This is a genomic window from Mesorhizobium sp. M4A.F.Ca.ET.020.02.1.1 (assembly GCF_004022645.1).
Classification (GTDB): Bacteria; Pseudomonadota; Alphaproteobacteria; order Rhizobiales; family Rhizobiaceae; genus Mesorhizobium.
In genome coordinates this window covers 1-11,394 of the sequence record NZ_RZOI01000116.1, presented here as the reverse complement: position 1 = coordinate 11,394, position 11,394 = coordinate 1, and the positions used below count along the sequence as shown (strand labels likewise).

14 protein-coding genes are annotated in these 11,394 nt (G+C 62.8%); 5 read left to right on the top strand and 9 right to left on the bottom strand.

Annotation, left to right across the window (positions count from 1 at the left end):
• Both EN742_RS10615 and EN742_RS10610 read right to left on the bottom strand, forming a co-directional pair.
• Positions 1 to 456: response regulator (locus EN742_RS10615; protein WP_128332783.1), on the bottom strand; the 456-nt coding region annotated here is incomplete at its 3' end.
• Positions 443 to 976: a MarR family transcriptional regulator gene (locus EN742_RS10610; RefSeq protein ID WP_126058698.1), complete on the bottom strand. Its 534-nt coding sequence runs from the start codon at positions 974 to 976 to the stop codon at positions 443 to 445. The genes EN742_RS10610 and EN742_RS10615, both read right to left, overlap by 14 nt.
• Positions 977 to 1,208: 232 nt before the next feature.
• Between EN742_RS10610 and EN742_RS10605 the strand changes: the two genes are divergently transcribed.
• From EN742_RS10605 to EN742_RS10595, 3 genes are all read left to right on the top strand, one after another.
• A complete protein-coding gene (locus EN742_RS10605; protein WP_126058699.1) occupies positions 1,209 to 2,102 on the top strand; it encodes a branched-chain amino acid aminotransferase in 894 nt (297 codons plus the stop codon).
• 147 nt (positions 2,103 to 2,249) lie between these two features.
• On the top strand, positions 2,250 to 2,558 hold the full coding sequence (locus EN742_RS10600; RefSeq protein WP_126058700.1) for a hypothetical protein: 309 nt from the start codon (positions 2,250 to 2,252) through the stop codon (positions 2,556 to 2,558).
• 118 nt (positions 2,559 to 2,676) lie between these two features.
• A complete protein-coding gene (locus EN742_RS10595; protein ID WP_126058701.1) occupies positions 2,677 to 3,318 on the top strand; it encodes an MBL fold metallo-hydrolase in 642 nt (213 codons plus the stop codon).
• Between the two features lie 220 nt (positions 3,319 to 3,538).
• Here EN742_RS10595 and EN742_RS10590 read toward each other — a convergent pair whose 3' ends face one another.
• From EN742_RS10590 to EN742_RS10580, 3 genes are all read right to left on the bottom strand, one after another.
• The gene (locus EN742_RS10590; protein WP_126058702.1) at positions 3,539 to 3,967 is read right to left on the bottom strand and encodes a BA14K family protein; all 429 of its coding nucleotides are present in this window, start codon (positions 3,965 to 3,967) and stop codon (positions 3,539 to 3,541) included.
• Between the two features lie 194 nt (positions 3,968 to 4,161).
• Positions 4,162 to 4,374 (bottom strand): cold-shock protein, encoded by a 213-nt coding sequence (locus EN742_RS10585; protein ID WP_006202521.1) that lies wholly within the window; start codon positions 4,372 to 4,374, stop codon positions 4,162 to 4,164.
• A gap of 350 nt (positions 4,375 to 4,724) precedes the next feature.
• Positions 4,725 to 4,937 (bottom strand): cold-shock protein, encoded by a 213-nt coding sequence (locus EN742_RS10580; RefSeq protein WP_006202520.1) that lies wholly within the window; start codon positions 4,935 to 4,937, stop codon positions 4,725 to 4,727.
• Between the two features lie 513 nt (positions 4,938 to 5,450).
• Between EN742_RS10580 and EN742_RS10575 the strand changes: the two genes are divergently transcribed.
• Positions 5,451 to 5,852: a Kazal-type serine protease inhibitor gene (locus EN742_RS10575; RefSeq protein WP_126058703.1), complete on the top strand. Its 402-nt coding sequence runs from the start codon at positions 5,451 to 5,453 to the stop codon at positions 5,850 to 5,852.
• Positions 5,853 to 6,079: 227 nt separating this feature from the next.
• Positions 6,080 to 7,714 (top strand): sulfotransferase, encoded by a 1,635-nt coding sequence (locus EN742_RS10570; RefSeq protein ID WP_126058704.1) that lies wholly within the window; start codon positions 6,080 to 6,082, stop codon positions 7,712 to 7,714.
• A 224-nt stretch (positions 7,715 to 7,938) separates the two neighbouring features.
• On the opposite strand, the gene EN742_RS10565 is transcribed toward EN742_RS10570, so the two are convergent.
• From EN742_RS10565 to EN742_RS10550, 4 genes are all read right to left on the bottom strand, one after another.
• Complete coding sequence (locus EN742_RS10565) at positions 7,939 to 8,292, bottom strand: DUF1428 family protein (protein ID WP_126058705.1); 354 nt, start codon at positions 8,290 to 8,292, stop codon at positions 7,939 to 7,941.
• 10 nt (positions 8,293 to 8,302) lie between these two features.
• Positions 8,303 to 8,731: a glyoxalase/bleomycin resistance/extradiol dioxygenase family protein gene (locus EN742_RS10560; RefSeq protein WP_127286563.1), complete on the bottom strand. Its 429-nt coding sequence runs from the start codon at positions 8,729 to 8,731 to the stop codon at positions 8,303 to 8,305.
• Positions 8,732 to 8,854: 123 nt separating this feature from the next.
• A complete protein-coding gene (locus tag EN742_RS10555) occupies positions 8,855 to 9,043 on the bottom strand; it encodes a hypothetical protein (protein WP_128332782.1) in 189 nt (62 codons plus the stop codon).
• Positions 9,044 to 9,148: 105 nt separating this feature from the next.
• Entirely contained in the window at positions 9,149 to 10,675 is a 1,527-nt protein-coding gene (locus tag EN742_RS10550) for an ABC-F family ATP-binding cassette domain-containing protein (protein ID WP_126059385.1), read from the bottom strand.
• Between the last annotated feature and the right edge of the window lie 719 nt (positions 10,676 to 11,394).

Here is an 11,394-nt window from a genome sequence, read left to right as displayed (position 1 = left end):
GGTGTAGGGGCCGAATACCAGCTGCTCGACCTTGGGAGTCGCCACCGGGCCGCCACGGCGCAGGATGTTGTTGATGCGCAGGATCAGCTCGCGCGGGTCGAATGGCTTCGGCAGGTAGTCGTCGGCGCCAGCCTCCAAACCGGTGATGCGGCTGTCGGTCTCGGAGAGCGCCGTCAGCATGAGGATCGGAACGTTCTTTTCCGCCCGCAGCGCCTTGGTGAGGTCGACACCGGTTTCGCCCGGCATCATCACGTCAAGCACGAGCAGGTCGAAATCGAGGCCGGCAAGCTTGCGCCGGGCCTCGCCGGAATTGCCGGCGACGGTGACGCGGAAGCCGTTTTCGGACAGGTATTGCTTGAGCAGGTTGCGGATACGGGTGTCGTCATCGACCACAAGCAGATGCGGCGCGTCATCGTCCGGTGCTGTCGGATGATCAACCCTCTCAATGGTCTCCATGGCTTTTCCCCGATATTTTCGCAGGCACAATGTCGATCTGCGCTCTTAGTTCCGGATTGACCATCGCTTCGAGGAAACGTTCGATCGAGGCGCGGTCGGCGGCTCCGGAATCCTCCAATGCAGCACGGATGCGGCGTGACTGTGGCCGCGCCAGCGCCAATGCCAGGGCGCGGCCCTTGGCGGTCGGGTAAAGTTCGCGCTGGCGGCGATCGCGCGGACCCTGCAACTGGACGATATGGTCGGTGTCGATCAACTGCTTGAGCACGCGCGCCAGGCTCTGCTTGGTGATCTTGAGCACGTCGAGCAATTCGGCGACCGTCAGCCCCGGCCTGCGGTTGACGAAATGCAGGACACGGTGATGGGCGCGGCCGAAGCCATAGTCGGCCAGTATCTGGTCCGGATCGGAGGTGAAGTCGCGATAGGCAAAGAAAAGCAATTCGATGATGGCGAAGTCGATGCCGTCCTCGTCGGTGATCGCGGTCCTGATCGGTTTTCCGGCGGCGTGGCTTTGATCCGTCATCTCGTCTCCATGCGAACGGGAATTATGTCAGTACTATTGACGTAATTTCCCGGCAATGGTAATTTTTGACAAGCTTTTCGGCGGATTGCGAACGAAAAGGCAAGGGGAGCCCGTTTTTCCGGAACTTCCTGAGTTTGCCATACATTTGATATCCGCCTACGCTTCCGGACACCGGCCGCGTGCCGCGGCTATACGACAACGATGTGCGGGTTTGCGCCCGCGGGAGGTTTCCATGGCATCCGTTCCTTTCGACCAACTGGACGGCTTCATCTGGATGAACGGCGAGTTCGTCGCGTGGGCCGACGCCAAGATTCATGTGCTGACCCATGGCCTGCACTATGCCAGTGCTGTGTTCGAGGGTGAGCGCGCCTATGGCGGCGCGATCTTCAAGCTCACCGAGCACACCGAGCGCCTGCATGAATCGGCGCGCCTGCTCGGCTTCAAGATCCCCTATACGGTCGCAGAGCTCGATGACGCCTGCCGCACGCTTTTGAAGAAGCAGGGATTCCAGGACGCCTATGTGCGTCCGATCGCCTGGCGCGGCAGCGAGCAGATGGGGGTTTCGGCGCAGAACAACCGCATCAACTGCGCCATCGCCATCTGGCAGTGGCCGAGCTACTTCGATCCAGCGCAGAAACTGAAGGGCATCCGCCTCGACATCGCCGAATGGCGCCGGCCCGATCCACGCACCGCGCCGTCCAACTCGAAGGCCGCCGGCCTCTACATGATCTGCACACTCTCCAAACACGCGGCCGAGGCAAAAGGTTATGCCGACGCCATGATGCTCGACTGGCGCGGCCAGGTCGCCGAGGCGACCGGCGCCAACATCTTCTTCGTCAAGGACGGCAAGATCCACACCCCGAAGCCCGACTGCTTCCTCGACGGCATCACCCGCCGCACGGTCATCGGCCTCGCCAAGGAGCGCGGCCTGGAAGTGATCGAGCGCGCCATCATGCCGGAAGAGCTCGAAGGCTTCGAACAATGCTTCCTTACCGGCACGGCAGCTGAAGTGACGCCGGTTTCGGAGATCGGTCCATACCGATTCGAGGTTGGCGAAATCGCCAAGACATTGATGAATGATTATTCTGCTGCAGTGCAACCAAAGCATGCTATCGCCGCAGAATAGCGATAAGTCACAGCTTTTTTGTCTTACAGGGGCGGTTTTCTGGCCGCCCCTTTTATTTAAGCCTCGGTGCATTTGACTTTCATCCAATTCAGCGTCTCATGATGACGTCGGCCCGAGGAGGCTGGCAGTTATGGAGGGACTGTTAACATGGATACGAACACGCTCGTTGCGATCATTGTGCAGGTGATTGCGGGTGTTATCGGTGGTCAGGCAGTAGGCGTTGCGCTGAAGCAGGCGGCGATGGGACAGCTAACCAAAATCCTCGGTGGCGCGATCGGCGGCGTCGGCGGCGCGGCCATCCTCGGCAGCCTGCTCGGCGGTGGCGCTGTCGACCCGGCAGCCGCGGCGGGTGGAATCGGAAGTGCGATTGACCTGAAGAACATCCTCGGCGGTGCCGGCGGCGGCGCCATCCTGACCGGCATCATCGGCGCGGTCCTGAACGCGATGAAGAAGTAAAGGCCCGAAATCCCCGGGTTTCGCGTGGGCGGCTGCGGCCGCCCATTTTCGTTTGGCAAGCGGTGGACGCCGTTCGTCAGTCTCTCTACATCGGGGAAGACACAGCGAAAGGACAATCATGGGTCAGCTCAATGCCGGCATCGTGCCGGTCACGCCCTTCCAGCAGAACTGCACGATTCTCTTCGACATGGACGACAGACAAGGTGTGGTCGTCGATCCCGGCGGCGACATCGACAAGGTGCTGTCGGTGCTGAAGGACAATGACATCAGGGCCGGCGCGATCTGGATCACGCATGGCCATATCGACCATGCCGGCGGCGCGATGGAGTTGAAGGAGGCGCTCGGCGTCGACATCATCGGCCCGCACGAGGCCGACCGGCCGCTGCTCGCCAACCTCGAGAACCAGGCCAAGCGCTTCGGCGTCACCGACGCGGTGCGCAACTGCGTGCCCGACCGGTTTCTCACCGAAGGCGAGACCGTGTCGTTCGGAAACCACGTGTTCGAGGTCCTGCATTGCCCCGGGCACGCGCCGGGCCATGTCGTCTACTATAATCGCGCGGCGAAGTTCGCCCATGTCGGCGACGTGCTGTTTCGCGGCTCGGTCGGGCGCACCGACCTGCCCGGCGGTGACCACGCCGCGCTGATCGCCTCGATCAAGGAAAAGCTCTTGCCGCTCGGCGACGACATTGGCTTCATCTGCGGCCACGGCCCCGGAGGCCGCTTCGGCGAGGAGCGCCGCACCAATCCGTTCCTGACCTAGGGTGTGTCGATATTCAGGTGAGGCCGGCCTGCGAGCGGTGGGTTCCTGCGCTTCCGGTGCTCACGTACTTTGAGTACGCTCCGCTCCGGTTCTCGGAACCCATCGCTCTCGGCTCGGCCTGACCTGAATCTCAACACACCCTGGGTGAGCGCCTAAAGGAGCCCCAAACAAAAAGCGCTGGCCTTGCGGTCAGCGCTTTCTTGTTAGGGGCAGGGAAGCCTCAGTTGGCGACGCAGAAGTGCTGCTCGCCATCATTGCCGGTGAAGGTACCGGTGCGGGAATTGAAGGTGCGATAGCGGTCCGAGCAATATTCGTACCAGGCACGGGTCCACGGTTCCGCATAGCGGTCGGCATAGACGACGCGCGGCTGCGCATAATAGCGGCGAACCGGAGCCGGCTGCACATAGCGGTAGTCATAGTCGTCGTAGCCCGGCTCGTAATAGCTGTTGTAGCGAGGCTGCGGGTTGCTCAACGCGCCGGCGATCAGGGCGCCGGCAGCAAGGCCGACGACGCCGGCGGCGAGGGCGTCGTTGTGGTTGTGATGGTGACGGCGCCAGCGCCAGTCATCGGCATTGGCCGCCGGCAAGGTGGCCAATATGGTCGCGGCGATGCCCGTGGACAGAATGGCGGTCTTGAGAATTCGGTTCATTTCGGTCTCCTTCGCGCCGGCCCGTGTATTTTCGGGGGGATGCGGACCGGCTTTAGCAAAGGTTAATAAGAGACCGTGGCTGAACGGAGGCTGAACGAAATCCGGCCTGACATTTCGATTGCTTGCGCAAAACCATAGACCCGGCGAGAGCGGACCCGCCTCATCAGTCTCCGCCAGGTCTGTCCTGAACCGGCTTAGCCGATCGACAGGTTGACGGCCTTCGGACCCTTGCCGCGCTTGTCCGGCTCGGTGTCGAATGTCACTTTCTGCCCATCCTCAAGACCGGGAAGACCCGACGCCTGCACGGCCGAAATATGGACGAAGACATCCTTCGCGCCATCGTCCGGCGTGATGAAGCCGAAGCCTTTGGCATGATTGAAGAACTTGACGGTGCCGGTCTGCGGCATGGGAAGCTCCTTTGATCCCATAAAGTCAGTCTCGGGCCGGCAAATGCCCGAGTGGAAATTTGTCCTTTATTTTAGCGCTATCGGCAAGAGAAAGTTTTTGCGCCGCATGGCAGGCATTTCGAGAGCGTGTTGCGTCCGCCGCGCTTTGCGCGCCGCGATTTGAATTATTGTTTTGATGCAGGCTGTTAGCTCAAATGCGCGGCACCCTTCGGATGTCTTGCGTCAGGCATGGAAAAGGCGCGACGGTGGCCCGTCGCGCCTAGGAGAATTCAGCTACGGCTCGGAAGCCGGTTCACGACCTTTGCAGCGCCCGTCGCTCCTCCGCGCAGGCCGATGCTTAGGCCAATCGATCAGGCGGCGCGGAGATTGACCGCCTTCGGACCCTTGCCCATGCGGTCGGGCTCGACGTCGAAGGTGACCTTCTGGCCATCGACCAGCGTGCGCAGGCCCGAAGCCTCGATCGCCGAGATGTGGACGAACACATCCTTGGCGCCGCCGTCAGGCGTGATGAAGCCGAAGCCTTTGGTGGCGTTGAAGAACTTTACGGTGCCGGTCTGGGCCATTGGGGGAAACTCCTCTCACCCGTGTCAGTCTTAATATGGTTTGCCCGCCGCTGGCGCCTTGGGCATGTCCCGGTGGTTGCTTCGGCAGTCATGCATTGGCGCATGGTCAAACCCCCCGCCGAAAAACGGGGCCGTCAGAGATTCACATTATCGGGGAAAGGTCGTCCAAAACGTTCCGCTCTCCGGGTCGCAAATGCCCGAACACGGAATTTATCGCACGGAAACGTGATGGTTGCAAGACAGCGCCGCGGGTGGGCCCGATGAGCGCGCCGACGCAGCACTTCGATAGACCCGGCGCCATGCCCGGTCATCGGCCAGAGCCGGGCCACGCATGGGCCAGCGGCCCCTCGCGGACAGCCGAATGGCGCCAGCGGCAGCGCCATGTCGTCCGCAAACGGGGGTTGCATTTGTCAGAGGAATGGCGAGGATCGGCAAGCGTGTTTTGCGCGGGAGCGGGTCCATTGCACTATGATTTTGCGCGTGATCTTCGGGGTCGTGCGCCGGGAGGCATTGATGAAATTCCTTACGACGCTTTTCTCGCGACAGGGCTTTGCTCTCCTGTTCCTGTCGGCACTGCTTGCGGCATGCACGGTGGTGGTGGACGAAGGACCGGGACCGCGCCCGCGGCCGCCAAGGCCGGAGCCGCAATTCTGCACCAGGGAGTATGAGCCGGTCTGCGCCCGCCGCGGCGGCGACCGCCAGACCTTCGCCAATGCCTGCCTTGCCGATCGGGCCGGATACCGCATCGTGCGCGATGGCCCATGCCGCGACGGCGGCGGTGGCGACGAGCCGACATTCTGCACCCGCGAATACGCTCCGGTCTGTGCCCGTCGAGGCGGGCAACTGCGCACTTTCCCGAATGCCTGCGAGGCCCGCGCGGCGGACTATCGCATCATCGACGACGGTCCGTGCTGAGAACATAGAACCCCGCCGTCCCGGGCGGCGAGGTCCTGCCTGACTCCCTTTGCCAAGGAGATGGGCAATTTCATCAGTGACCGGCGAAGCCGATGCGTCTTGAAACTGCCGGCCGCATGGCTTAGGTCCGGCAAGCGGACAAACACGGCAGGTTTCCCATCACCAGAGATCCAAGACGAGGCGCGGTTTCCGGCCCTGGCGGGCAGACGCTGGGGCTCGATCAGCGCGTGCAGCAGGCGCTGCAACTGCATCAGGCCGGCCGCCGGCAAGAGGCGGAGATCCTGTACCGGCAGGTGCTGGCGCAGAAGGCGAACCATGCCGCCGCCGCGCATTTCCTGGGACTGTTGCTGCACCAGACCGGACGCAGCGCCGACGGGCTGGCGCTGATCGAGCAGTCGGTGCGTCTGCAGCCCGGTAATCCCGATTTCCTCAACAATCTCGGCACCGTGCTGCGCGACCTCGGCCGCGTCGCGGCCGCCGTCGATTATTTCCGCAAGGCGGTGACGTTGCGGCCGGACCAGTTGGCGGCGCGCGACAATCTCGGCTCGGCACTGAAGCAACTCGGCCAGTTCGAGGGCGCCGAAGACATCTATCGCGGCACTATCGGGCGCAACCCGTTTCATGTGCGCGCCCGCATCGGCCTTGCCGAGACGCTGCAGGAGGCGGGACGGCTGGACGAGGCGATCGCGGTGTTCCGCGAGGCGCTGACGATCCGGCCGAAGGACGCCGACTTGCTATACGGGCTGGGCGTCGGGATGATGGAGAAGGGCAAGCTGGATGAGGCCTCCAGCCTTGCCCGGCAGGCGCTGGCGATCGATCCCGCCATGGCAAGGGCCTGGCTGCTGCTGACCCAGGTCAAGCGGCAGACCGAGCGCGACGCCGAACTCGCCGGCATGGAGGCGCAGCACGCCAAGGCGCCGCAGGGAAGCCTGGCGCGCATGCAGCTCTCCTTCGGCCTCGGCAAGGCCAATGACGACCTCAAGGACTATCCCCGCGCCTTCGACTATTTCGCCGAGGGCAACGCCATCCGCCGCACTGGCATCGAGTACGACCCGGCGAGGACGCGCGACGAATTCGAGGCGATGAAGGCGACCTTCGACAAGGCGTTCTTCGAAAAGCACAAGCCAAGTTCGATCGCCGACGACACGCCGATCTTCGTCGTTGGCATGCCGCGTTCCGGCACCACGCTGGTCGAGCAGATCATCGCCAGCCATCCGCAGGTCTATGGCGCGGGCGAGCTCAGCATCCTGAAGACAGCGGTCGGCAAGCAGTTCCCGCTCACCATGAAGGGCGGCTTTCCGCAAGGCATCGCCGACATGCCCGACAAGGCCTTTGCCGAGGCCGGCGAGGCCTATCTCGACATGCTGCATGCCCGCTATTCGGGCTTCAGGCATGTCACCGACAAGATGCCCGGCAACTTCCTGCTGGTCGGCTTCATCCATCTGATGCTGCCGCATGCGAAGATCATCCATTGCGCGCGCGACGCGGCGGCGACCTGCCTGTCGATCTACAAGGTGCATTTCCGCGGCGACAGCCACCGCTACGGCTATGATCTCGGCGAGCTCGCCGACTTCCACAATCTCTACACTGACATCATGGCGCATTGGCGCAACGTGCTGCCCGGCGTCGTGCACGATGTGCGCTATGAAGATTTCGTTGCCGACCAGGAAGGGCAGACGCGGGCACTGATGGCGCATCTCGGCCTGCCCTGGGACGACAAGGTGCTGTCCTTCCACGAGACTGACCGTCCGGTGCGCACGGCCTCGGCCGCGCAGGTGCGCCAGCCGATGTATCAGGGCTCGGTCGACCTGTGGAAGCGTTATGGGGACAGGCTGAAGCCGCTGCTGGACAGGCTGGCGTAGCGTGCTGGTCACCGGCCGAAGCATCTCAGCTTCGTCATCCTAGGGCGAAGCAGGAGCACAGCTCCGTCGCGAAGACCCTAGGATCCATTCCGTGACCTCGATCGAAGGATGCAGCGGAGCAGAATTCTGCACCGTTGCAGCGCCTTTAGGTCACGGCATGGATACTATGGTCTGCGCCGCGTCGCTTCGCTCCTTGCTCCGCCATAGTATGACGAAGCGATGGCTCAAAGCTCGATGAACGTCTGGAAGCCGCCAAAGATCATGCGCTTGCCGTCGAACGGCATTGTCGGCCAATCGGCCTTCAGCCGCTCGTCGACCATTATCTTCGCCATCACTTCGTCGCGCCGTTTTCGCGACTCGTAGACAACCCATGCAAAGACGACGACCTCGTCATCCTTGGCCTGCACGGCGCGCGGGAACGAGGTGAGCTCGCCATAGGGCACGTCGTCGCCGATGCATTCGACATAGGAAAGCGCGCCGTACTCCATCCAGATGGCGCCTGCTTGCCCAGCCATCTTCTTGTAGGCGTCGAGATTTGCCTTGGGGACGGCGAGAACGAAACCATCGACATAGGACATCGTGCTTCTCCTATGCCTTCTTGACAGGCGCGTTCATCGCCCATTCGACACCGAACGGATCGCGCATGTTGCCCCACTGGTCGCCCCAGAACATCACCTGCAGCGGCATGACGACCTCGCAGCCGGCGTCGACGGCGCGCTTCCACCAGGCCTCGATGTCGTCGCTGCCGAGATGGAGCTGCATCGTGTAGCCCTGCGGCTTCACGGGCGACATGCCGTGCTCGGGATAGAAGTCGGAGATCATCAGCGTCGAGCCGTTGATGTGGAGATGGATGTGCATGGTGCGGCCCTGCTCATCCGGCGGATAGAAGAACACCTGCTCGGCGCCAAAAGCCTTCTTGTAGAATTCGGCAGCCTTGAAGGCGCCGTCGAGCTGCAGATAGGGGGTCAATCCGCCGAGCACTTTCGCTGCCGGCTGAACGGGGGTCTGGTCGGTCATAGCTTGCTCCTCTTTGCGTTTTGGTCTGACCTTGCGAACCACAGGACGAACGAGGCGGCCGCGATCCTACACGGGTCTCGGATTTTTTTAGAACCGCCGAAACCGCGCCGGGCTGGTCGCCCGTCAAATCACCCTGGCCGAGCAGGTTGCCGCGCGGGCGCGACGGCTGTTCTGCACGTCGAAGATTTCCGGAACGCCGATGCCCTTGCGCAGTTCGGCAGGCAGCGAAAGCAAGATACGCTCGCTGCGGTAGCGGGCGCGCGCCGCCGCGTACCGGGTTGCGATGCGACCGATGGATGACAGGACCGACATGATGAATTCTCCCTGGTTGATGCCGGCATTATCGTGTCGGCATCCCAAGGACGTGGCGCATCCCGGCGATCCGACAGGTCGTCGGGACTTTTTTGTCGAGCTACCTCAACCGCCCGTTTCGGCGGCCGCTCGGAAAAAATCCTCGGGGTCGTCGACCTCGGTCAGCCGCCGCTTCTCGATCGGCCAGAAGCGGTTGCCGACGGCGCGGATGAAGGCGCGGTCGTGCGAGGCGAGAACGCAGCTCGCCTGATGCGCTAGCAGTTCCGTTTCCAAGGCTTCTTGGCCATCGATGTCGAGGTGGTTGGTAGGCTCGTCGAGCAGGTAGAAATTGGGATTGGCAAGCCTGAGCGCCAGCATCACCAGCCGCGCCTTCTGCCCGCCCGACAAGAGCCCGATCCGGCGCGCCTGCATGTCAATTGCGACGCCGGCGCCGGCGAGCAGCGAGCGGGCGCGCTGCTCGCCGATGTCGAATCTGCGCGTCACCATCGCCAGCGGCGTGTCGTCGCCGCTCATGCCCGACAGAGCCTGGTCGCTGTAGCCGAGTACCGTCGACGGCGTCACCTTCACGTTGCGCGCGCTTTCCGGCTCGGTGACGGCGTTGCGGAGCAGGGTGACGAAGCGCGACTTGCCGACGCCGTTGCGGCCGAGCAGCACGATGCGGTCGCCCTGGCAGATGTGGCGCTTGCCGGTCCGGAACAGCAGCGTGCCGTCGGGCGTTTCCACGGCCACGTCGTCGAGCGTGATCAAGACCTTGGCGTGCGTGCCGCTGTTGGCGAGCCTGAGCGCGCCCGCCGAGCGCTCGCGATGCGCCGGCTGGGCCGCGTCTTCCAGCTTCTCCGCCCGCTGGTTGAGCTGCTTGGTCTTGACGGTTAGCAGGTCGCTGCCCGAATTGATGCCGATGTTGTTGAGCTTGGCCGCCTGGCGGCGGAGTTGCTGGGCGACCTTCATGTCGCGCTCGAACTTGCGCGCCGTCGAGGCATCGACCTCATCGAGCGCCTCGCGCGCCCGCGAATAGGGCAGCGGGAACACCCGCGACTGCTCCGGGCGCAGGAACAGCGTGCGGTTGGTGGTGGCATCGAGGAAGGCGCGGTCGTGGCTGGCAATCACCACCGGCACCTCGCGCGGCAGTCCGATGAGCCAGTTTTCCAGCTGGCCGATTTTCGCCAGGTCGAGATGGTTGGTCGGCTCGTCGAGCAGAAGCACGTCCGGATCGGTGACCCAGACGCGGGCGATCAGCGCCAGCCTTTGCCAGCCGCCGCTGAGCGCGCGCATCGGCCGGCCGCGCATCTCTTCCGGCACGTCGAGGGAATCAAGAACGATGTCTACCCGCCACAACTCGCTATCGGCCTGCTCGGGCGACAAGGCATCGGCCACCACCTGATGGAAGCTGCGGTCGAGAAGCGTGTCGGGGACGGATTGCTCGACATGGCCGACACGCAGGCCGCGCGTGCGGGTGATGTCGCCGGAGGTGGCCTCCATTTCGCCGGTCAGGCATTTGAGCAAAGTGGATTTGCCGCGGCCGTTGGCGGCGACGATGCCGAGCCGGTCGCCCGCGCCGATGCTGAGGTCGAGGTTGGAGAAGAGCGGCGCACTCATGGTGACGCCGAGCGATTTGAGGCTGATCAGGGCCATGTCGATTTCTCTGGTCTTGCCGGTGTCCGGCTGATGCACTTTGACGGTGCGCGGACCGGCCATCAGGCCAAGCTCAGCGGCACCACGAAGGGCAGACCAAAAATCGAAGCGGGAAGTTCCCGGACCGTCCTGGTCAGCCCTGCAAGCAAGCTCGCAGGGCAGAAATCGGGCCACGCTGACGATGGTGATCGATAAACACGCAGCCCTCCTTTCGAGACGTTTGAGTGACGTGGAGCGATTACACCAAGGTGGGGATGGTAGCAAGGGAGTGCCTTTTGCACGATATCCTTGCCTTGGCGCACAACCGCAATGAAAGGAGAACTGTGATGGACTTGATCCGCACCAATGGGTCAGACGCGTTGCGCTAGCAACCTCCAGGGATATCGCTTCTTGGATATTTTCCCTTTTGACACTATTGCTTCCTCACTCCAAGCTGGGTGCGATCTACGGAGGGCATACAGGTGGGCATGGTGCGAATCCTTTTTCTTGCGACAACTTTGCTGACTTCGCAATTCGCCAACGCTGCGGAGCAGTTGCCTTTTCCAGATTTGGACACGGAAGGCTTGCACGGCCTTAGTGTCGAAAATGCTCGACAAGACGGAGCAGCAGGTGGAGAAGGACAAGTGCCTCGTGTTTGAAAAAACAATGAGAGCCACAATTCAACCCTATTGGCACCTCGTTGAACGACGCGAAAGCGATCTATTGAAGAAGTATATAAC